This is a genomic window from Clostridium beijerinckii (assembly GCA_003129525.1).
Taxonomy (GTDB): domain Bacteria; phylum Bacillota; class Clostridia; order Clostridiales; family Clostridiaceae; genus Clostridium; species Clostridium beijerinckii_D.
This window is the reverse complement of sequence record CP029329.1, coordinates 293,678-317,753: the sequence shown is the minus strand read 5'-3', so window position 1 is coordinate 317,753 and position 24,076 is coordinate 293,678. Positions and strand designations below refer to the sequence as shown.

The window sequence follows — 24,076 nt, the reverse complement described above, 5'->3', positions numbered from 1 at the left end:
TATTATATTAAAATATTTACTAGGAGATAAATTGCTTTAGATTTTTAAAATTAAGAATTAAAGAGACGGATACTTAAATATAATAAACTTTGGGCACATGCTAAAATATGGTATAATTACAATTGGATTTATAAAGTGAAACATTTATAAAGGAAAAGGGTTGAATTAATATTGAGAAGTGTGAATAATAAGTATTTAATAGAATATGAGATAAGTAGTGAAGAAAACTTTTCAAACTACCTAGTTATAGATATAGAAAAAAATAATAAGTATGTGCTGTGTATTTTAAAAAATGATTTTACATATGAAAAAACAAGAGAATATTTATTAAGTAAATTTAAAACAATTAGAAATTTAAATTTTGATAATGTTATTAATATTATTAATATTGAAATAATTTATAGTCTTAACGGTGTAAAATTAGATAAACCTCAATATGGATATTTAATGGAACATATTAAATATGAAATTAATACTCAAACTTATCTTAAAAAATGCAGTTCTCATAAAAAATTAGATGTATTTATGGAATTATGTGCAGCTATTAATACATTAAATATGCAAGGATATATATTTGATGATATTACAATTAAAGATATAATATTAATTCCTAATGAAAAAAATGATATTAAGGTTAAAATAAAAAATTTATTACAACATGAAATAAATAAATTTAATTTATTAACTTCATCCATAAATTCATTACCTTATCAATGTAATATTGAAATTAGAGAAGACGTAAATAAAAATAAGGATAATATAGAACAAGTTATAAACTTATTCAATCAAATGTTCACTGAAGAAAATCTTAAGAATCAGTTAAAAGAATTAAATTATATAAAAAAAATATATAATCAAGTAAACAACATCAACAAATCATTTAAGCTTAAATACTTTATAAAAGATATAAATAATAAAATGCGAAAGAATTATAAATTATTTATGAGTTCCGCATTAAATAAACTCGAAACCGATTTGGATATAATTGGTGTGGAGGAAGAGATAAAAATAATAGAAAAAAACTTTCAAAAAATATTAGAAAGTAAAGAAAATTATAAAATTATAGCATTTAGTGGTGAAGCTGGAAGTGGAAAGAGTAGGCTTTTAGAAGAAATTAAATATAAATTAGAAAGTAAGTATTTTAAAGATATTATATATACTGGAGATTTAATAAATGAAAATATTAATAAAGAGTATGAATATAATACTATATTAAATTATATTTATGAAAAGACAGACAAGAATTTAATAGATAAATATGAAATTTATATAAAAAAATTTATATCAATTTTGATTAAAAATGATCCTATTAATAATGAAAAGAAACAAAAGCTTCAGTTGATTAATAGAATTGGTAAGTTTATAACTGAGTATACGATGACTAAACCATTTGTTTTATTAATAGATAATTTGGATAAAAGAAATGAAGTCTTTAAATTATTTATTAGATATATTGCCTTTTTAGGAAATAACTTAGAAAATGTGATGATAATATTTTCCATGAATGAAAGTAAAAGTGATGAGGAATTTTTAAGATTTATAAGGGATCTTAAAGAATTAGAAGAATATGAAGAATACAAAATAAATTATTTTAATCAATACAATACAACTAAAATGATTAAAGGTATGATAAATACAAATGAAGAAATTAATAAATTAGCAGTAAAAATACATTCTGAGACTTTAGGGAGTCCAGAATACATAAGTGGTGTAATAAAAGAATTATATGAAAACAAAACTTTATATTTTGATGAAGCTTTTGGTGAGTGGAAAACTAATATTAAAGCAAAGGATATACTAATACCAAAAATGCTACAAGAAAAATTAGAAGTAAACATTTCTTCATTATATAAAGAAGAAATCAGTATTCTAAAAAAATTATCAATTTTTGAAACTCCATTATCTGAGAAAATAATATTAAAATATATAATAACAGAACCAGAAAATATAGAAGTTTACAGAGTATTGAAATCAAAAGGTTTTCTAGCAGATAAGATAAGTGATAAAGGTATGCTTGTAGGATTTACAAATAATTTATTAAGAAATATATTGTATTTAAAGATTAGTAAAGATGAAAAGATAGAAATGCATTATAATGCATCTATTTTCTTTGAAGAAATTTTATTTGAAACAGATTATTATATAGAAGAATTTTTAATTCATTTAGAACGAGGTAAAAATTATGAAAAAGCATATTTTTATATATTAAAATATGCAAAAGTACAAGATTTATTGGCAGACACAACAAAGTCAATATCTTATTATAAGAAAGCTTTAAAGTATCCTGATAATTTAAATTCAAGTCAAGTGGCTATAGATATTGCAAAACTTTATGAAAAAAAATCAAATCATGAAAAAAGTTATAAATACTTCGAAAAAGCAAATCAATTTGCAGTACAAAATGATGAATTAGACATACAGATATATACATTACTTGAAATGATAATTATAAAAATTTATGATATCACAGATATGGATACTGGAATAGACTATTCTTTGAATTGTATTAGAAGATTATTAGATATAAACTTTTATCCTAAGGGTGAAGTATATTATTATTATGCACTTTCATTAAAATATAGGTCAGAATATAACCATAAACAAACATTAATTAATGCAAAGAAAGCACTAATTATATGTAAAGAAAATAAAATAAAAGAAGATATATATGGTTGGGTAACAATTACTCTTGCAAGGGAGAATATAAAAAAAGAAAATTATAAAGAAGCTAGAAAATTATGCTTATATGCAATTGAAATATTTATAAATAATAATAATATTAATGGGGAACTATCTAGCAAATTACTTGATGCATGCATTTGCAAGGAAGATGGAGATTCTAATGAAATAATTTTAGAAAAATATTTGGAAATTACAAAGCTAAGCAATAAATATAAGGTATATAAAAAAGAAATATTAGGTTTAATTTATACTGCAAAGATTTATAGTCAAGAAAAAAAGTATGATGATGCAGAAGAATATTTACTGAGAGCATTAGAAAGAGAAAGAGAAGAAGGCATAGAGTCATATTCTTTTAATATTTGTAATGAACTTTGCTTATTGTATATAAAATCAAGAAAAATAAAATTAGCGATACAATATTATTATTTAATAAATCAAATGCGGAGAGGTATTAAATTACTAGAAGAGGATGTAATTAATTCAAACTATACGTATGCCCTATATAATTTGTTGGTTTGTAATTATGCTGTTGCATATGAGCATTTAAAAAAAATATATACATTAATATTTAATACTCAAAATCTTCATTATAAAACCATAATTTGTAAATATTATGAGCTTATGCTATATAAGTGTAAGAATGAAGATGATATAAAAAATGTATATAATAAATTGAATCATAAAATTATAAAATTACAAAACACAGATATTGAACTTGAAATTAGAATAAGTGCAATAAGACGAATTTTATTATTAGGATACTATGATTTCGCTAAAAAATTATTTTTAGACCTTAAAGAGTATCCAAAAGATTATAACTTAGAAGGAATATATATTTTTTTAGAATTTAATTTTAGGTATAAAAATTATTATAACTTTCTAATAAATAAAGCTCTAAGAATATGTGCATTTATAAATAATCAAGAAATTAAAGCTGATATATATACTATGGTTGGAGAAAAATATAGTGAACTTAAGTGTAATCAACTGGCAATGAATTATTATTATGAGTCTATAGCACTCCATACAGATATGATCAATGCATTAGCAGAAAATGATAAAATATTATATATAAACAATAGTGGTTTTTTAAAAACTCGTAAGTTGTTTATAAAATGTTTAACTAGTGATTTAAACATTAATATGAAATTTAAAGAAATTGAATTTATGAAAAGAAATGAAGAAATAAATGAAGTTTTAAATGAATTAGACTTAACAAATATATTAGGTAATGAATATGTATTTAAGTTAATGCAAAATTCATATGAAAAATGTTATTATAATGAACTAAGTGACATTTACACGGTATTTGATAGATTTTCCAATGATTGCATTAGTAATATAGAAAATGTAATGAAATACATGGCAAGATTAACATTAGCAGATAAGGCAATGATAGTTACGGAAAATAATAATGGAGAAAATGAAGTTATATGCACCTATAGGATTAGTGATAAAAATGAAATGAATAGATATTTTTCATTGAAATTAGATTCAGAAGAAGATATATTTTTCATTTGCAATAATGATTTGAGATTTTATCAATTAGATAATAAGGTGTTGAAGGACGGCATAAAAGCCTGTATGTATATGAAAATAATAAATCGAGAAAAAGATATAAATAGTAGTACTGGAATCAATGCAAGATTAATTCTAATTACTAATAATGCAGTAAATTATATAAATGCTGAATCAAAGAAAACAATAGAAAAATTTAAACCCTTTTTAACCTTTTTATTAGAAAAGTATAATCTTACAATAAGTTCTACTTTAGATAAGCTTACGGGAGTATATAATAGAAAATATTTTGAAGAGGCTCTAATATTCTTGCTAGATAGTGAAAGACTAGAAAAAAGAGAATTTGCTGTAATAATGTTTGATATTGATGATTTTAAAGGAGTAAATGATAAATATGGGCATCAAACAGGCGATGAAGTTCTAGTTAAGCTAACAAAAGAAGTTGAGAAGTGTATAGGCAAGAGAGATATCATAGGAAGATATGGAGGCGAAGAATTTATAGTACTTTTACCTAATGTAAATAAAGAAAAGGCTATAAAAATGGCAGAGAAAATTAGAATAAATGTTGAAAATGCAAAGATTTTAGGAGATAGAAGGAAAGTTACTATAAGTATTGGTATAGCAATGAGTGCCAATGAATCATTAAATAATAAAGAAATAATAGAAAGAGCAGACCAAGCATTATATAAAGCAAAGAATGAAGGGAAAAACAGATATATTCTTTGGGATAAAGATTATGGAACAAGCTGTAGCACTAATAATGATTTAACTGGAGTTTTATCAGGTAATGCAACAAAAGACTATAATTTGGCTTCAATTCTAAAAGAAGTAGCTAATATAGTTAAATATAGAGGCAATAAAGAAGAAAAGATTTATGAATTTACTTTAAAAATTATGCAGTGCATTGAATGTGAAACATCTACAGTATTTATTGTAAAGGATAAAAAAATCGTTGATATGTATAGTAAGCAACGATCAAATGATGGCTGGTGTGTAGTTGAAAAATTCAACTATAAATTAATTTATACAAGTATTGAAGAAGAAAAGGGAAGATACTTAGTTGACTGGGAAAGTATGGACAACTACAACCAACACGGAATGCCTGATTGGAGATCTGTTTGTATAGCTCCAATAATATGCAATGGTGAAATTTTAGCTCTTTTATATCTATCTGTTTCAGTAAATAAAAAAGAGTTTATCTGTAATGATTATAATTTATTAAATTGTTTTGCAGAAATAGGTATTCCAATCTTTTTTTGAACATGCCTAAGATATATAAAATCATAATCACATAAAATTTTTCTAATCATATTATATAGAGAGAAATAAAGTTAAGAGGAATTTTTTATGGATGATACTATTTCTAAAATTAAAAATAGATATATAGATAGTGTTAACATTGAAATGTCAGAAGAAGATAATAAAGCTCAGAATGGAGAAATTGTAGTTACATCAATATTGGATTGTGGAGAAAATGAATGTTTTCAGGGGGTGAAAATTAATTTATATAAAATAAATGGGTTATCTCCAGTTCTTATTACATCTAAAATAACAGATGAAGAAGGGAAAGTTGTTTTTTCAGAAGTTGAAGAAGGATGCTATAGAATAATAGAAATTATAGATAAAAGATATTTTGAAAAACCTAAGTATATAAATTGGAATGAGATAATAATAGATAGTGTTAATAAAAAACAGAAACTAATTATAGTTAATAGAATTAAAAAAAATGTATCACAAAATAAACATAAGCATTGTATTTAAAATAAGGAGGCTATATTTTTATAATAATATAGCTTTCTTATTTTATTTTTCCAACTTACTCTATGTACTTATTTGTTAATTATGAATTGTGAATTGATTATAAGTGAGATATAATCATAATCAATATAAAATTTTAAAGTAGGTGTTAAAATGGAAAAGTATATATTAAAAATAAAGAAAATTAATGATAAGGCTGTAATACCTAATTATGCTCATGAAGGAGATGCAGGATTAGATTTATATGCAGTACAAGAACTGACTTTAAATCCAGGGGAAAGAGGCTTAGTACATACAGGAATACAGATAGAGTTACCTAAAAATACAGAGGCTCAAATAAGACCAAGAAGTGGTTTAGCATTAAAAAGTGGAATAACTACATTGAACTCACCAGGAACTATAGATGAAGGATACAGAGGGGAAATTGGAGTTATTTTAATCAACCACAGTAATGAAATTTTTAAAGTAGAACAAGGAATGAAAATTGCTCAAATGGTAATAAAGCCTGTATTTAAAGTTAACATAATAGAAACATCAGAATTATCAGATAGTGAAAGAAACGATAAGGGATTCGGATCTTCAGGAACAAGATAATTTACGGGTATTGCGAAACATAAAAAGACTTGCAGTAATGTAAGAATTAAAATTTACTACTAATAAACCTAAAGGGATGGTATGCGTTTGTTACGGTTACTGAAGATTTTGCTGGGTGCTTCTAAGATTAGAAGTTGTGCCCAAAATTCTAGCCTCAAAGGCAAGCTTTGAACAAGCGTTTTGGAACAACTTATAATCAAGAAGCACAGCCAACAAAATCTTCTGATGTAACCCGAACAAATGCATGACCTTCAGTTCGGTAGTTTATTCAATTAATCCTAATTTTCACCTTGAGTATATATGTTGCATAATAACCGTGGTGTATGAATTAAATCAATTTTAGAGAAACATTGAATCTACATGGATTATAGTATCCATCCATGATTTTCCAATCGATGAAATCTTTTTTATCATAAAGTAAATGTTCATCTCTATGTGAAGTTAGTGGTAAATCTCCAATAAATATTGCTTCCTTAGCAACTCTTTTTAATTCAGCAATTGCTTGTTTTGCATACTCTTGATTTGGAAAATAATGAAATGCTCCGAAGCAAATTACTTTATCAAAGGTTTTATCTTTAAAAATCAAATCATTTGCTTCGCCATGTAAAACGGAATTGTTAAGTAGCTCTATGTGTTTTTTTACAAGGGAAGTAGAATAATCAACCCCAACATATTCACCACATTTTATATATTGAGCTAATCCGCCAGCACCACAAGCTACTTCTAATACTTTATCAGTTTCTTTAATATCTAATTCTTTAACAATTTGTCTTGCTATTTCTTTTACATCGGCAGAAGTATCTTCATAACCATCCAATTCTTCCAAGGATTTAGTATTACCATTTCCTTTTCTCTCCCAAACTTCTTTCCAATAAGACATGTTTTCCATAAATCTATCCTCCTAAATTTAATCTACAATACCGTTCAATTATTGAACAACATTATATTAACATTGTTCAATGTTCACAACAATAAGTTCATAAAATAATTGACTGCAATATTTATTTAAGCAAGATATATATTGAAAAAAATAACCTATAGTCATATGATTTTACTGAAGAATTAAAATTGAAACATATACATTATGAAATAAGTGTAGGTTTACCGATGGCTATTTACAAAAAAATATATTATTAAATGATTACATTATTTAAAATATAATGTTTTTGTAGAAATTAGCAGAAAAATGCTTGAATTTATTAAGGATTTGAGATAAAGTATAAATATGAAATGATATGGAAGTATTTAGTATTAAATATTATAGATGGAATAAATTTAGTATTTCAATTACTAACATTTGCATATGTCTTAATCTATTATATGGACAAAAATTAAAGAATAGATAAAATAAAGTTCTTTTTTTATGACGTTAATGTTTATATTATAACAACTTTTGCAAGTGAAAACATAACAAATATGTTGAGAATTAACAAGTAAGAGGTTATACTATATGTAAATTTTTAAATATGTAAAAGTGAGATAAAAATGGTGAGAAGTGTTTCTAAAAAAATTATAAATAGTATAGCAACTAATGAAAATTATAGCAAAGATGAACTTGAACAAATGGAATATGCTTTAAAAACTATTTTATTTGAATCAATAAAAATGACGTGCTCAATAATTATTTTTTCTTTATTTGGATATTTTAAAGAAGTTACAATTATTTTAGCGATAATGTGTGTAACTAAACCTTTTATAGGAGGTTATCATGAAGACTCGCAAATTAAGTGTTTTATAGCTACAATGCTATTAACAGCTGGAATATTGATTTTAAGTTTGCAATGTAATCTTAGTTTTATAAGTAATTGCATCTTAATTTTCCTAAGCATATTTTGCATATGGAATCAAGCACCAGTAATAAATCCTAAAATGCCAATTACGCGCCACGAATTGATAATCAAAAATAGGATTAGAGGATTAAGAAATATAATAATACTTTGTGTAATATCTATAGCTTTATATAACTATAGTAGTTATTATTCATTAATAACTTGGACAATCTTATTTAATACTGCACTAATGTTTAATAAAAGAGAAAGCTAAAATTTATAATTGTCAATGGTAAATTATAAAATTAAAAGGAGATAGATTTTATGAAAATTAAAAGAATATTAGGTGAAGCATTGAAGCTATTATCAATTTCAATGATTATATTTAGTCCAGCATCAGCTGGTTCAGTAGGGATTGAAGAAATGCCTGAATCTATGAAAAAATTGAGATAAGTTATATTGAAATTAACTAAGGAGGAAGTTTAGTGGCGTTATTGGCAATAGATATAATAAATTCTATGATTCAAGCGATGATTTTTTCTTATTCAGTAGAATCTTGTATAAGCGGTAAAAGCAAAGTAAATAAACTGAAATTAACATTAATGACTATAACTTTTTTGGTTATAAATAGCAGCTTTACAAGCATATGGGGTAACCTTTCAGTATGTGTATTTATAATACACATAGCATGTTTAGTATTGATAATTATACTATATAAAAAGGATAGGTTCAGAGCATTAACACCATATACGTTAATATATTGCTTTATATTGATTAATGCTATTATATTTAATAATTTATTTTTTGGGGTTATAAAAGAATTAGTATCAGTAGATTATGAGTATATAGCACAGATTTTAACTATATATATTCCTCAAATTTTATTGGCATACTTATGCATAAGATATATAGATAAATTTATACAATTATATAAATTAATGGTTAGTGAAAAAATTAATATGATCGTATTAATAATAACAAGTTTTTGTTTAGATTTTATTGTAGCCTTTTATTTAATAATTTATAATGATGAGTCAAAACTGTTGAAAAATATAATAATAACAATTTTATGTATATTTTTAATATTTATTATAAAATATTTTGCGAAAATAAAACAGAAATCAAAGCAAATCTTTGAAATGAATGAAGCTTTAGAAATCAAAAACAATGAGCTTAGTAAAATTAAACATGATTATGGAGCACAAATTTCTTATTTATATGGACTTTGTCTTATGGAAAGATTTGATGATTTAAAAAAATCATTAAAAGATATTATAAACAATAATGATTCTATACCAACAGCTGTAGAAGTTGGTGAAAATAAACAATCATTATTATCATTGGCGCTAAAGCCGGCTATAGATAAAGGAATACATGTAATAATAGAGGAAAAATGTGATTTTAACTTAATAAAGATGGATGAAATGGAGTATTATAGAGTAATATCCAATATAGTAAATAATGCAATTAAAGCAATGAACGGTAAAGGGATAATAATTGCGAAAAGTTATGAATATTTAGGCAATGTCGTAATAAAAATAGAAAATAATGGACCTAAAATAGAAGAAGATCATTTAAAAGATATTTTTAAAGTTGGATTTACAACAAAAGACAATACTGATAATAGCCATGGATATGGATTAAGTATTGTTAAAGACTTGATAGAAAGTAATAATGGGAAAATATATGTTAAGAGTACCGATATTGCAACTGAATTTAAAATTGTTTTACCTATTAATTAAATTACATAAAGATAAGGCAGAATCAAAAAATAAATCATTTATTTAAATGAAAAACATATTACTTATGAACAGGGAAATATTAATTATATAAACTACTACTAAACAGTATAAGTGGCAAATATTTTACATTTTGTAAATTATTTGCCGCTTATTTCTTATTTTGTAAATATAATGTGTCAGAAAATAATTCAATATGATAAATAATTTTCAAAAAAACATAAAAACACAGGAAATTTAATAAAAAGTATTTTAAAAATTCAGAATAATAGTGTAAACTATATAATAAAGTGATAGGGCACATTTAAAAAATAATATACCAGTATGCTTGTCTGTTTTGTATTATCCTGCGGTGGTAAGTTCGTTAATAGATTACTATGATAATAACTTACATTTTAGAGTGATATAAAGTAAAAATTTTTAGGTGGAATTTTATATTCCAGCTGAATTTAGTTTAACTTATGGAATAAAAGGGTATCACAAAATATATAATGCATTTTTGAGTTGTTATTTTCATTCATGTGTCTAAAACTTAACATAATAAAAAGGGGTGCTATGGCATGTATAAAATAATTAGCAAAAAGGAACTTACAGATAATATATTCTTAATGGATATAGAAGCTCCAAGAGTAGCTAAATCTGCAAAACCAGGTCAATTTATTATTATAAAGAATAATGAAAAAGGTGAAAGAATTCCACTTACAATAGCAGATTATGATAAAGAAAAGGGAACTGTTGCAATAGTTTTCCAAACTGTTGGAAAAGGAACAAAGGAATTAGCTTCATATGAAGTTGGACAAGAAGTGGCTGATTTTGTTGGACCTCTTGGACAACCAAGTGAATTAATACATGAAGATATAGAAGAATTAAAGAAAAAGAAGATTATATTTATTGCAGGTGGAGTTGGTGCGGCACCAGTTTATCCACAAGTAAAATGGATGCATGAACAAGGAATAGATACAGATGTTATATTAGGAAGTAGAACAAAAGACCTACTAATATATGAAGAAGAATTAAGAAAGGTTGCTGGGAATCTTTATGTAACAACTGATGATGGAACATATGGATTTAAAGGAACTGGATCAGATATGCTTAAAGATTTAGTTAATAATCAAGGTAAAAAGTATGATCATGCTATTATTATTGGACCAATGATAATGATGAAATTTACTTCTATGTTAACTAAGGAATTAGAAATTCCAACTACAGTAAGTTTAAATCCAATAATGGTTGATGGTACTGGAATGTGTGGAGCATGTAGAGTAACTGTTGGCGGTGAAGTTAAATTTGCTTGTGTTGATGGACCTGAATTTGATGGGCATCTAGTAAATTATGATGAATCAATGAGAAGACAAACTATGTATAAAACAGAAGAAGGAAAAATTCAATTAAAGGCAGAAGAAGGAGCTACTCATAGTAATGGTGGCTGCGGTTGTAGAGGTGATAAGTAATGGATATGAAGGAAAGATTAGTTAGAATACCTGTAAGAGAACAAGATCCAAAGGTGAGAGCTACAAACTTTGAAGAAGTTTGTTTAGGATATAACGAAGAAGAAGCTACAAAAGAAGCAGCAAGATGTTTAAATTGTAAAAATCCTAAATGTGTAGAAGGTTGTCCGGTATCAATTAATATACCAGGATTTATTGCTCATGTTAAAGATGAAAAATTTGAAGATGCAGCAAAAGAAATTGCAAAATATAGTGCACTTCCAGCAGTTTGTGGAAGAGTTTGTCCACAAGAAAAGCAATGTGAACAAAGATGTGTTTTAGGTATAAAGGGTGATGCTGTATCTATAGGTAAACTTGAAAGATTTACAGCAGACTGGTCAGCAGAACATAATGTTGATTTAAGTGCAACAGAACCTAATAATGGAATCAAAGTTGCAGTTGTAGGAAGTGGTCCATCAGGATTAACGTGTGCTGGAGATTTAGCTAAAAAGGGATATGATGTTACAATCTTTGAAGCACTTCATAAAGCAGGCGGAGTTTTAGAATATGGTATTCCAGAATTCAGACTTCCAAAAGAAAAAGTTGTTAAAAATGAAGTAAATAATATTAGAAAATTAGGTGTTAAAATTGAAACTAATGTTATTATCGGAAGAACAATAACAATAGATGAATTGTTTGAAGATGAAGATTTTAAAGCTGTATTTATAGGTTCGGGAGCAGGTCTTCCTAGATTTATGGGAATACCAGGAGAAAATGCTAATGGAGTATGCTCTGCAAATGAATTCCTAACAAGAGTTAACTTAATGAAAGCAGCTGTAGAAGGATATGAAACTCCAGTTAGAACTGGAAATAAAGTTGCAGTTGTTGGTGGGGGAAATGTTGCTATGGATGCAGCAAGAACTGCATTAAGACTTGGAGCTGAAAGTCATATTGTATATAGAAGAGGAGAATCTGAACTTCCTGCAAGAGCTGAAGAAGTACATCATGCTATGCAAGAAGGAGTAATATTCGATGTTTTAACTAACCCAACTGAAATCTTAGTAGATGAAAAGGGATGGGTTACAGGAATGAAATGTGTAAGAATGGAACTTGGAGAACCAGATGCATCTGGTAGAAGAAGTCCAGTTGAAGTTGCAGGATCAGAATTTGTTATGGATGTAGATACTGTAATAATGTCTCTTGGAACATCACCAAATCCATTAATATCTTCAACAACTGAAGGATTAGAAATTAATAAGAGAAGATGTATCGTAGCTGAAGATGAAACTGGTCTTACTACAAAAGAAGGCGTTTATGCTGGTGGAGATGCAGTTACAGGAGCAGCAACAGTAATCTTAGCTATGGGAGCTGGTAAAAAAGCAGCAAAAGCTATAGATGAATATTTACAACAAAAGTAGAATAAATCAACAATCAGCCAAAACATATGTTGTATTGAGTTTATTTAAATACAAATAAATTATAAGAGCATTTGTTCTAATAAGTTAAGAACTTAAAGAGAAAACTTTTATTTTTTTAACATATTGTTCAAATGCTCTTTTAGCTTAAACAAATGAAATTGTTTTTTTGATGAAATAAATATTAATGAAATTATTGACGGATCATTGTAAATATGATAAATTAAATAAATGATATAGTATGTTACTGGTAAGCAGGCATTAACTATGCATAGATATTTGAGGATGTTTATGTTAGTTGATGCTTTTTTTTGCGGAAAAATTATGCAAACATCCCAATTGTAAAAAATAAATTATATAAAAAGGAGAAAAAATATGAACAAAGCAATTAACTTACTTAAAAGATTAGTCCTATTTTTTGTTGGAATGAGTATAATCCAGTTTGGAGTAGCATTATTTTTAAAAGCTAATATTGGTTCTGATCCATTTACAGTATTTACTCAAGGATTAGCATTCACATTAAATAAAACAGGATTAAAGGATTTTTCATTAGTTAAACTAATAAGTGGAACTGCAGAGGTAACACCGGGAGTAGCTAACATGATTATATTAATTATACTATTTGTTGTAATAGTCTTAGTTGAAAAGAGCCGCATAAAAATAGGAACATTGATTTGTGTTATTGGTGTAGGGCCAATTATTGACCTTGGAGTAAAAGTAGTTTCGTATTTCCCCGTTGAATCTTATAACTATGTTATAAAAGCATTATTAGTTGCATTTGGATGTTTAATAATTGCAATTGGATTTGCAGTTTTATCAGCGGCTAATGTAGGAGTTGCTCCAAATGATATTGTTCCATTTATCATTCAAGATAAAACTAAAGTTCAATATCGTTGGATTAGAATTGGATTAGATGGTGGATTTTTAATTATAGGATTTATATTAGGAGGAAAAATTGGAATTGGAACAGTGATAGCTATGCTAGCAACAGGACCATTTATACAATTCTGTCTTCCTTATGGAGAGAAGTTTGTAAATTTAATAGTAAAAGAAAAATATGAGGATGTAGAAGATAGTGTTACTGTTATTGCATAATTAATTTATTTTTACCTCACAATTAGAATAAGTTAGTTTACATTATATATTATTAGATATGTTAAGAAATAACTGCTCAATGATAATTTTAAATTATTTTTGAACAGTTATTTTTTGATTGTACCTTAATCTTCTATTTATACAAATTTAGGATATTCTATGTAATTTAATATGTGTTGCACATTGGAAATTAATATAAACCTTGTAAGACTATATGATAAAATGATGGTATATGTTGAAAAATGATGAAATAAATGTGATAATAGAAAGTAATGTTAATATTAAAAGAGGAGGGAATTTAAATATGCCGGTTACTCAGAGTAAAATGTTATTTTATGGAGTAGATAATATTAGCGAAAAACTAGATGATATTATTAATCCATTAAATTTAAAAAAACAGTATTTTGAAATAAAATTAATTATAATTGAAGCCATTAATAATGCTTTTATTCATGGTAACAATAGTGATAAAAATAAGCCAATAACACTTAGGTGGAAATTTAAAGAAAACTTATTGATAGTTTCTGTAACTGACTGTGGAGATGGAGTTAAAAACTTAAGGAATCATAAAGAAATAAATGAAGACAACATTTTAGAGGAGTGCGGAAGAGGATTATATATTATATATTCTTATGCTGATGAAGTGGAATTTGAATGTAATTCTATAACTATGAAAAAGTATATTTTATAAACAAAGAGGAATTTAACACAATAAAGTGATTACATATACTCTAATCACTGTTATATATTACTAGGAGGCAATTTTAATGAAAATCTCTTTAAAGACAAAACTAATGGTCACATTTTTTATTATTATCTCTTTACCTATGGGGCTTTTGGGGTATATATCTTATACGATGGCTACCAATTCTATACAAGCATCTGTTCATCAACAATTGAAGGAACAGACTTCTGATACATCTGCTTTAATTGAAAAAACAATAGACTCAGTAAAGCATTCTTTAGAAATAGCAAGCTTAAATAGCGACCTTGGAAAGGCAGCTCAAAATTTAAGTCAATCTGATATTGATACAGCTTTTCAATATATTCAAAATGTTCAAAAAAACAATGAGGATTCTATGGAGGTATTATTCATTACAGATGCTAATGGTAAAGTGATTATTGAGAGTGACAAAAAGGAACCTGATTTAGATTTAAGTGATCGTGATTTTATGAAAAAAGCACTTAGTAGTGGGGAAGAAACAGTTAGTGATGTATTAATATCTAGAATTACTGGGAATACTGCAATATCTATAGCTTATCCGCTTAAAGATGGGGACAAGATTATTGGAACTTTAGTTGGAAGTATAAAATTTGATAGTATTTCAAGCTATGCATCGAAAATAAAAATTGGCGAAAATGGATATGCATATATGATTGATAAAAATGGATTAATTGTTTCTCATCCTGATACTAGCAAGATTTTAAAGGAAAATATAAGTGACAAAGCAAATGATAAGTTTAAACTTATTATAAATGAAATGAAAGAGGGAAAAACATCGGAGAGTTTTTATACTTATAATAATGAGTATAAATATACTGTTTTTCAACCAGTTGATAATTGGGTAATTGCAGTAACAGCTGATTATGATGAATATATGGCTTCAGCAATAAGTATCAGAAATTATACAATAGTTATTGTTATAATATCTATTATTATTGCTATGATATGTGCTTATTTATATTCAACTAAAGGTATTATTAACCCTATTATAAAATTAGAAAAGTTAATGAGAAGTGCAGGTGAAGGAGATTTAACGGTTAATATAAATATAAAAAGTAATGATGAAATTGAAGAGCTTGGAAATTCTTTTAATGAAATGATAAAGCATCAGGATCATATAGTCAGAAATGTGACTAATGCTGCAGAACAGCTAAATGCAGCTTCAGAAGAAATGGCAGCTTCATCTGAAGAAATAAGTGCTACAACAGAGGAAATTAGTGCTACAATGAATCAAGTAGCAGAAGATGCAGAAAAACAAAATGAATCAATAGTAGATGTTTCAGGAGTATTAGTACAATTATCAAGTCTTGTTCAATTAGCACAAAATAGAGCTAAGGCTACAAGTTTAAATGCTGTTGATACAAAAGCTGTAGCTGATCTTGGAAGAGAAAAGGTAGAAGAAACTGTAAAGGCTATGAATGTTATTAGTACAGGCAGTGATGAAACTGCGCTAGCACTTGAATGTGTAAATGGTTTATCAGTTCAAGTTGGAGGAATAATAAATACTATGAATTCTATTGCAGAGCAAACAAATCTTTTAGCACTAAATGCAGCAATAGAAGCAGCTAGGGCAGGGGAGCATGGTAAGGGCTTTAGCGTGGTAGCGGATGAAGTACGTAAATTATCAGAAGAATCAAATAGTCAAGCTAAAGAAATAGATATATTGGTTAATGAAATGATGAAACAAATAAAAAATGCAGTAACTGCAATGGGAAAAGCTAAAGCAGAAGTTGATAATGGGGTAGCAATAGTATCAGAAACTGATAAAGCATTCGTTAATATAATTAATGCTATAGATAATATAGTTGCACATGTTAATGAAATACTTGATATTACTGGGGATGAAGTTGCATCTTCTGATAAAGTAGTTAAGCTTATAAATGAAATAGCTACAATAACAGAAAACAATTCTGCAGGTAGTGAAAATGTATCCTTAGTAGCAGAGGAACAAGCAAGTGCAATCAATAACTTGACAGCTACAGCTGAAGAAACAAGTGCTATGGCAGAGGAATTAACTAAACTTGTTGAAAGATTTAAAATATGAGGTGAGAATTGATGGAAAATAATTTTAATATAAATATACCTAAAAACTTTGTTGTAGATGAAGTTGCAATATTTAGAATTAACGTAAATAAACTAATGGAAGATGGGCATAAAGACTTTACTTTTAATTTTAGTGGGTGTGATTTTATAGATAGTACTGGTCTTGGAGCATTGGTATCAATTTATAAGAAATGTACTGAAAATGGTGGAAGTATAAAATTAAAGTCGCTAAAACCAGAAGTTGAAAAGTTATTTAAGCTTACAAGATTGGATAAGGTATTTCAAATAAATTCATAAATAGTAGAAGTGAAAAAATAGTGGTCCAATATGCTTATATAGTTTGCATTGAGACAACTATTTTTTTAGATATTTATGAAAAATATCTAAATTCTTATGATAAAAGTAATTTAGATTGAAAGGATAATTGGGGTTATGTATAGAAGCAAAGATGATGTAGCAATGTTAGATAAAAATATAGAACTGAATATTAATAATTATAAAGAGCTTTGGGATAAAATAAATGAATTAGCATTTGTTTTAGAAGTTGATGAATTATTTGCACCCAAATGCTTTATAGATGTTAATAGTAAGGCATGTAGCAGCTTAGGATATTCAAAGGAAAACTTTACTGATTTAAAACCTTCAGATATTTTTATCTTTGATAAAAAAGGAACTGTTTTAGAGTTATATAGAAATATAATTCATAAAAGATGTGATAAAGTTGATATGATGCTAAAATCCAAATGTGGAAAATATATTTATGTTGAAGCAAATATATTTTATTTTATAGATAATAAAAAGAAATATATTTTAATTATTGCTATTGATGTTACTAAAAATAAAAATATAGTAAAAAATATTAATGGAATTATGAAAGGTATTCCTGATATTATAAGAGTGTATAATCCAGATTATACAATAGCTTTTTTCAATGAAGCAGCCTATAGTTTTTATAATACAACTCCACAAGAAGTAAAGGGCAAAATGTGCTATGAAATTTTATCTAGAAAAGAAAAATGTATAAATTGTTATTTTGAAGAAGTTATTAAAACCAAGCAAATGATTACCAAGGAAAGGTATATTCCAGAAGTGAATAAGTTTATGGATATCTGTTACAATCCAGTATTAGATGAAGATGGAGAAATATTATTTATTGTTGAAAGACTTAGGGATATTACTGAAAAAAAGATTCTTGATAAAATACTTCAAGACGGTAAAAAAAGATATAAACAAATTCTTAATAATTTTCATGATCCTATAGTTATTATAGTAGACAATAAAATTGTTTTAGCAAATCAGGAGGCTTGTAATTTAATTGGGTTAGATCATAGTGAAATTATTGATAGTAATGTATATAAATATTTCCAAGATAAACATATAAAAGCTCTACACAAACGATTTAGAAATATAATATCGCAAAAAAAAATAAAAGATACTTATGATTATGAGTTTGATTTTTCTGATAGCAAATTAACTAATTTGCAGATATCTTGTAGTTATATAGAAGATGATGGTAATCCGGCTATTTTAGCAGTTATAAGAGATATTACTAAGATTAAACAAGAGTTAAATAAAGCTGCTGATTTACAACGGAAAACGCTACAAAAATGTTTCCCAGCAGAGGAGTTTATTAATACTGTAAGTATATATGTACCAGCGAATACTATTAGTGGTGATTTTTATCACATCCATAAAATAAGCGAGGAATTAATTATAGGAATAGTCATAGATGTTAGAGGAAAAGGAGTATCAGCAGCTCTTAATATATCTGCATTAGATATTTTATTTCTTCAAGAAATGGCTATAACACATGATCCAATTAATATAGTTAATAATTTAAATAAAAAATTGGTGACTTATTATGAGGAAAATTATATTGCTGTATGCTGCTTTAGTATGGATTTTAATAAAAAAGAACTTAAAGTAGTTGGAGCAGGAATAAATCAATTTATTTTTCAAAAGAAAGATAAAGATGTAGAAGAAAAAATTATTGAAGGTGCTTTTTTAGGCATGTTTGAAAATAGTGAATTTTCTGAAATGATAATCTCTTTTGAATCTGGGGATAGAGTGTTCTTTTTTTCTGATGGATTAGATTTTATATTGGATGAAGATAAAATTGTACAAAGATATATGAAAAAAGTTAGTATATATAAGTTTAAAGAGTATATAGATGAATTTTTAGATGATACTATACTAGAAAATGGAAAATTAGAAGATGATTGTACAATGATTGCAATTGAAATAAAGTAAAAGCTGGATATAAAATGATTACATGGAAAGTTAATGTTTTCAAATATAAAATTTATACATTCACCTTAAGACTCTTATTTATAGTTATAATGCGGGTTTTATGGAGTTTTGATTATAGCAGAGTAACAATGTTCCAGTTGACAGTGTCCATTGATTGATATAGAATAAGAAATATAAGATGACTATTCTTTGAAAATTGAATTTGTTTTTAAACCATCTTCAACGTGGGGGCGCCTTGGCTTCGACGGGGGTGGGATAGGGTTTGTTAAGCGAGTCGAGGGAAGCATGTGTCCTCGCAAATCAAGTATGCACTAATGTAAACGCAGAAGACAATTTTGCAATAGCAGCTTAGTTTAAAGCTACTCATCAGCCCAGGTTGCCTACGGCTTGGATAACTGGTGTCATTAAGTAGGAAACGAAGTTTAGCAAAGCTTTGAGCTAAAGGGGTATTTATGAAGCTACCGGAAAGTATAGCCTGTCTAAGGGCGATGCTTTTGGGGAATCTTAAAACTTAGACTGCACTCGGAGAAAGGCAAATTCAGCTGCTTTCGGACAGGGGTTCGATACCCCTCGCCTCCACCAAGCATATCCTCGACAATACTAATTAAGTATTGACGGGGATTTTTTACTTTGCAATGATTTGGAAATAAGAGGTGAGGAATAATTTTAAAATATAATGATTAAGTAAAAATAAGAGTAACAACAAGAAGTCAGTGATTTAAAGTTTGATATATTTATATTATATGATTATGTTGGTACAATATTAGGAGGTAATTATCATGAAAATTCATGATATTTTGTTTGGTTCAAAGCCAAAATCTATTTTAAAAATAATAGAAGAGGGGAATTTGAATGAACTTAAAATTTTCTTGAAAAATGTAGGTGATGTTAATAAAAAATATGATAATAAGAGCCTGCTTCATTTAGCAATAGATAATTGTGAAAACAATTATTTCGGAGTAATAGAACTTTTAATAAATAGTGGTGCAGACATCAACAGCTATCAAAGTTACCTGAAAGAAACACCTTTGCATAGAATATGTGCAAGAGCAAAACCTAAAATTGATGTTGTTGAATTGTTGTTAGATAGAGGAGCTAAAGTAAATGCTGAAAATATATCAGGTAAAACTCCTGTTTTTTATTGTAGTTTTAATTATTCAGTAGAACTTTTGAACCTTCTTGTGAAATATGGAGCAGATATCAAACATACTGATAAATATAACAATAACTTATTACATCATGATTTTTTGAACTGTAATACTGAAATTTTTGAAGATTTTTTTAAAATTCTTATCTCTCTTGGGTTTAATATAAATTCCAAAAATAATGAAGGACATACGCCATTATATCTGTGCAAAAATAAAGAGATAGAAGATATATTAATAAAATATGGTGGGAAAATAAGCTAAGTTTAAGAGCATGATATACAAAATGTTACATGTTAATTATATTGATACTTGAATAATAAATATTGCATTACTTTTTCTAACATGGGCTCAAAAGATAAGAGGTGGGTATGATACAAAGAAATATGACTTTAAAGAAGATAAAAAAAGAACGAATAAGAATTAATAATTTAAATGATTTTAAGGATGCATTAAAATCAGAAGGATATAAGATAAATGAATTTGAGGAAGAAAAATTTAAAGAAAAAATTATAAGGACTTTTGAAGTGGATAATAGTGTAATAGAGAGATTGCATATGTGCCTTCAGGATACTGAGATTACATATAGAGCAAATGATATTAGAGATTTTATGGACTATATAGAAAAAATGATATTATTTGAAAATGAACATGACAAATTGTGTGAAAAAATAAGTAAAATAAAAAAACTAAATATAGATAGAATTGAATATGAACGGGTGATGGGCTCTCAAGATAATGTTGAAGATATCATAAAAGCCATAGAAGAAATAAAAAGCAATATATCTGGAATAATAAATGAAGACGAGAAAGCAAAATTGGATAATTTAGAAAAAGAATTAGATAAGGACTATATTTATGCAAAAGATATTGAACTACTGAAAAAAATGGTTCTTATTAGAAAAGAAGGCATAAAAGAAACATATAATGCGCAAACTAAAACTAAAACAATATCTATAGAAATACCTAAAAAAATAAATTATGAATATATTAAAGCAAAGAAGGGCTCGGTAGAGTATCATGAATATTTAAGTAACAACATACCAAGAATGCAACGTTTAATAAAGAATATGAATAAATATATGAAAGTTTGCGAAAAAGAAAAAACAACATTAAAAATAGATCAAAGTAAAGCTCTACAGGATACTATAAACATAGCAGTAGCAATATATGATAATAAGGAATTTAAAGCAATAAGTGGTAGTAATAATATAATAGATTATTGCACTGCACCAACAAAAGATTCGGCAATTTTTAAAAGTTGTAAAGTTAATAAATTAGGTAAGCTAGGAACTGGATATAACAGAGTTAACGATAGCGAAAAAAAGATAATCGAAGAAATACATAAACAAATAGAAGCAAAAGAATTGAAAAATGAAGGAAATCTTATTTTGTATAGTAAATGGGAACCATGCCCAAGTTGCTATTTTGTAATTAGTCAGTTTTGTAAAAAACATCCCAATATAAAATTACAGGTGAAATATAGTAAAAAATATGGTGAATGATAGTGTACTTATAAAATAATAAATAATATTTTTTTATGAATATGAAAATTGTAAGAAATATATATAATAATGTCGTATGATGAAATGAATATAAACGAAAACCTTGACCGATGATTTTAAATGTGGTAGATTAAAGTTAATGATATAGTATGTAACTGGTAACTGGTAAGCAGGCATTAACTATACATAAATATTGGGAGATGTTTATGTTAGTTGATGCTTTTTTGTGTGCAAAGTATTCAAAAACATCCTAATATACGAAAATAATTATATAAAAAGGAGAAAAGTCATGAAAGACAAAATTTTTGGTGTTTTACAACGTGTAGGAAGATCATTTATGCTTCCAATTGCAATTTTACCAGTTGCGGGACTATTTTTAGGTGTAGGTGGCTCATTTACTAATGCAACAATGCTTGAAGCTTATGGGCTTACTAATTTAATCGGACCTGGTACATTTGTTTATTCAATTCTTTCTGTAATGAATGCTGCAGGAAGTGTAGTGTTTGGAAATTTGCCTTTACTATTTGCAATGGGTGTTGCAATAGGTATGTCAAAAAAAGAAAAAGAAGTTGCAGCACTAGCCGCAGCAATTGCATTCTTTATTATGCATGCATCAATAGGTGCTATGATTAATATTAATGGTGGTACTGATGTTCTTCTTAGCGGTGCAGCAACTTCAGTACTTGGTATTACTTCGTTACAAATGGGCGTTTTTGGTGGCATTATTGTAGGACTTGGTGTAGCAGCACTACATAATAGATTTTACAAAATTGAATTACCACAGGTATTATCATTCTTTGGTGGAACTAGATTTGTGCCAATTGTAAGTGCAGTAACATATTTAATTGTTGGAATCTTAATGTTTTATGCTTGGCCTCCAGTTCAAGCAGGTATTTATAAAGTTGGAGAGATAGTACTCGCATCAGGTTATGCAGGAACATGGGTTTATGGTTTAATGGAACGTTTATTAATACCTTTTGGTCTTCATCATGTATTCTATTTACCATTCTGGCAAACAGCAGTTGGTGGTACAGCTGAAGTTGGTGGAAAGGTTATCGAAGGAGCTCAAAATATTTTCTTTGCAGAACTTGCGACTCCAGGAATAACGCATTTTAGTATTTCTGCAACAAGATTTATGTCAGGTAAATTTCCACTTATGATATTTGGTTTACCTGGAGCAGCACTTGCAATGTACAGATGTGCTAGACCAGAAAAGAGAAAACAAGTAGGCGGATTGTTACTATCTGCAGCATTGACTTCAATGCTTACAGGTATTACAGAACCAATTGAATTTACATTTTTATTTGTTGCACCATTATTATATGGAATTCACTGTGTATTTGCAGGACTTGCATATATGTTTATGCACATGTTGAACGTTGGAGTAGGTATGACCTTCTCTGGTGGATTTATTGATTTATTTCTATTTGGTATCTTACAAGGAAATGCAAAGACAAGTTGGATATGGGTTATAGTTGTAGGTGTTGTATATTTTGTAGTATACTATTTATTATTCTCTTTATTAATTAAGAAATTAGATTTAAAGACTCCAGGACGTGATGATAATGAAGAAGTGAAACTTTACAATAGAAGTGATCTAGAAGCAAAGAAAAATGCTGATAATGTAGATGAACTTTCAGCTATGATATGTCAAGGTCTTGGTGGAAAGAAGAATATTTCAGATGTTGACTGTTGTGCAACAAGATTACGTTGTACAGTACATAAATCGGAATTAGTAAATGAAGCGTTATTAAAACAATCAGGAGCTTCAGGATTAATCCATAAAGGTGTTGGAGTTCAAATTATATATGGACCAAGAGTAACAGTTATAAAATCAAATTTAGAAGATTACTTAGTTATAGCTCCAAATGAAGAAGTTTCTATAAATACAGTAGAAGAAAATAAAGAAGAAAAAGTACAAGAAAAAGAAATTCAAGAAAAAGTTATTAATACAATAATCTTAAACAGTCCATTAACAGGTGTTGCTAAAGATTTATCAGAAGCTCCAGATGCAGCATTTGCAAACAAGATGATGGGAGATGGAGTTGTAGTTATTCCAACTGATGGTACTGTTGTAGCACCAGCAGATGGAGAAATAAGTTTTGTATTTCCATCAAAACATGCAGTAGGATTAACAACAATTAATGGACTTGAATTACTTATTCATATAGGTATAGATACAGTAAATCTAGATGGAAAAGGCTTTGAAACTTTTGTAAAAGATGGAGATAAGGTAAAGATGGGTGATAAATTATTAAGTTTTGACTTAGAATTCATAAAAGCTAATGCACCATCTATTGCATCACCAATAATTTGCACAGCATTAAGCAATAAACAAAAAGTACGTTTATTAAATGCAGGTGAGATAAAAGCTGGAGAAGCAATAATCGCCATTGATGTATTTGAATAACA

At 27.1% G+C, this 24,076-nt stretch carries 15 protein-coding genes, 1 other RNA gene and 1 pseudogene; 16 read left to right on the top strand and 1 reads right to left on the bottom strand.

Annotation, left to right across the window (positions count from 1 at the left end):
* The first annotated feature begins 97 nt into the window (after window positions 1–97).
* The 3 genes and pseudogenes from DIC82_01320 (at window position 98) to DIC82_01310 (ending at window position 6,552) form a co-directional block, all read left to right on the top strand.
* A pseudogene (locus tag DIC82_01320) lies at window positions 98–5,460 on the top strand (GGDEF domain-containing protein).
* A 144-nt stretch (window positions 5,461–5,604) separates the two neighbouring features.
* Window positions 5,605–5,961, top strand: a complete 357-nt coding sequence (locus tag DIC82_01315; protein AWK53005.1) for a hypothetical protein — start codon at window positions 5,605–5,607, stop codon at window positions 5,959–5,961.
* A 150-nt stretch (window positions 5,962–6,111) separates the two neighbouring features.
* Window positions 6,112–6,552: a dUTP diphosphatase gene (locus DIC82_01310; protein ID AWK49813.1), complete on the top strand. Its 441-nt coding sequence runs from the start codon at window positions 6,112–6,114 to the stop codon at window positions 6,550–6,552.
* Window positions 6,553–6,880: 328 nt separating this feature from the next.
* Here the strand turns inward: DIC82_01310 and DIC82_01305 are convergent, their stop codons facing one another.
* Window positions 6,881–7,441 carry an SAM-dependent methyltransferase gene (locus tag DIC82_01305; protein AWK49812.1) on the bottom strand — a complete coding sequence of 187 codons (561 nt, stop codon included), beginning with the start codon at window positions 7,439–7,441 and terminating at the stop codon, window positions 6,881–6,883.
* Between the two features lie 596 nt (window positions 7,442–8,037).
* Between DIC82_01305 and DIC82_01300 the strand changes: the two genes are divergently transcribed.
* The 13 genes from DIC82_01300 (at window position 8,038) to DIC82_01240 (ending at window position 24,074) form a co-directional block, all read left to right on the top strand.
* Window positions 8,038–8,595 carry an accessory regulator AgrB gene (locus DIC82_01300; protein ID AWK49811.1) on the top strand — a complete coding sequence of 186 codons (558 nt, stop codon included), beginning with the start codon at window positions 8,038–8,040 and terminating at the stop codon, window positions 8,593–8,595.
* Between the two features lie 211 nt (window positions 8,596–8,806).
* Window positions 8,807–10,063, top strand: coding sequence for a histidine kinase (locus DIC82_01295; GenBank protein AWK49810.1), 1,257 nt, complete (start codon window positions 8,807–8,809; stop codon window positions 10,061–10,063).
* 557 nt (window positions 10,064–10,620) lie between these two features.
* Window positions 10,621–11,511, top strand: coding sequence for an NAD-binding oxidoreductase (locus DIC82_01290; protein ID AWK49809.1), 891 nt, complete (start codon window positions 10,621–10,623; stop codon window positions 11,509–11,511).
* On the top strand, window positions 11,511–12,905 hold the full coding sequence (gltA, locus tag DIC82_01285; protein ID AWK49808.1) for a glutamate synthase (NADPH), homotetrameric: 1,395 nt from the start codon (window positions 11,511–11,513) through the stop codon (window positions 12,903–12,905). Before DIC82_01290 ends, gltA begins: the two co-directional genes overlap by 1 nt.
* A 372-nt stretch (window positions 12,906–13,277) precedes the next feature.
* Window positions 13,278–13,997 carry a hypothetical protein gene (locus tag DIC82_01280; protein AWK49807.1) on the top strand — a complete coding sequence of 240 codons (720 nt, stop codon included), beginning with the start codon at window positions 13,278–13,280 and terminating at the stop codon, window positions 13,995–13,997.
* A gap of 304 nt (window positions 13,998–14,301) precedes the next feature.
* Complete coding sequence (locus DIC82_01275; protein ID AWK53004.1) at window positions 14,302–14,688, top strand: ATP-binding protein; 387 nt, start codon at window positions 14,302–14,304, stop codon at window positions 14,686–14,688.
* 76 nt (window positions 14,689–14,764) lie between these two features.
* A complete protein-coding gene (locus DIC82_01270; protein AWK49806.1) occupies window positions 14,765–16,765 on the top strand; it encodes a methyl-accepting chemotaxis protein in 2,001 nt (666 codons plus the stop codon).
* Window positions 16,766–16,776: 11 nt separating this feature from the next.
* On the top strand, window positions 16,777–17,061 hold the full coding sequence (locus DIC82_01265; GenBank protein AWK49805.1) for an anti-anti-sigma factor: 285 nt from the start codon (window positions 16,777–16,779) through the stop codon (window positions 17,059–17,061).
* A 135-nt stretch (window positions 17,062–17,196) separates the two neighbouring features.
* Complete coding sequence (locus DIC82_01260) at window positions 17,197–19,014, top strand: histidine kinase (GenBank protein AWK49804.1); 1,818 nt, start codon at window positions 17,197–17,199, stop codon at window positions 19,012–19,014.
* Window positions 19,015–19,240: 226 nt separating this feature from the next.
* Window positions 19,241–19,596: a transfer-messenger RNA gene (ssrA, locus tag DIC82_01255) on the top strand.
* A gap of 197 nt (window positions 19,597–19,793) precedes the next feature.
* Window positions 19,794–20,423, top strand: a complete 630-nt coding sequence (locus tag DIC82_01250; GenBank protein ID AWK49803.1) for a hypothetical protein — start codon at window positions 19,794–19,796, stop codon at window positions 20,421–20,423.
* Window positions 20,424–20,530: 107 nt separating this feature from the next.
* Window positions 20,531–21,664 (top strand): hypothetical protein, encoded by a 1,134-nt coding sequence (locus DIC82_01245; protein AWK49802.1) that lies wholly within the window; start codon window positions 20,531–20,533, stop codon window positions 21,662–21,664.
* A gap of 289 nt (window positions 21,665–21,953) precedes the next feature.
* Window positions 21,954–24,074 carry a PTS glucose transporter subunit IIA gene (locus DIC82_01240; protein AWK49801.1) on the top strand — a complete coding sequence of 707 codons (2,121 nt, stop codon included), beginning with the start codon at window positions 21,954–21,956 and terminating at the stop codon, window positions 24,072–24,074.
* Window positions 24,075–24,076 lie beyond the last annotated feature (2 nt).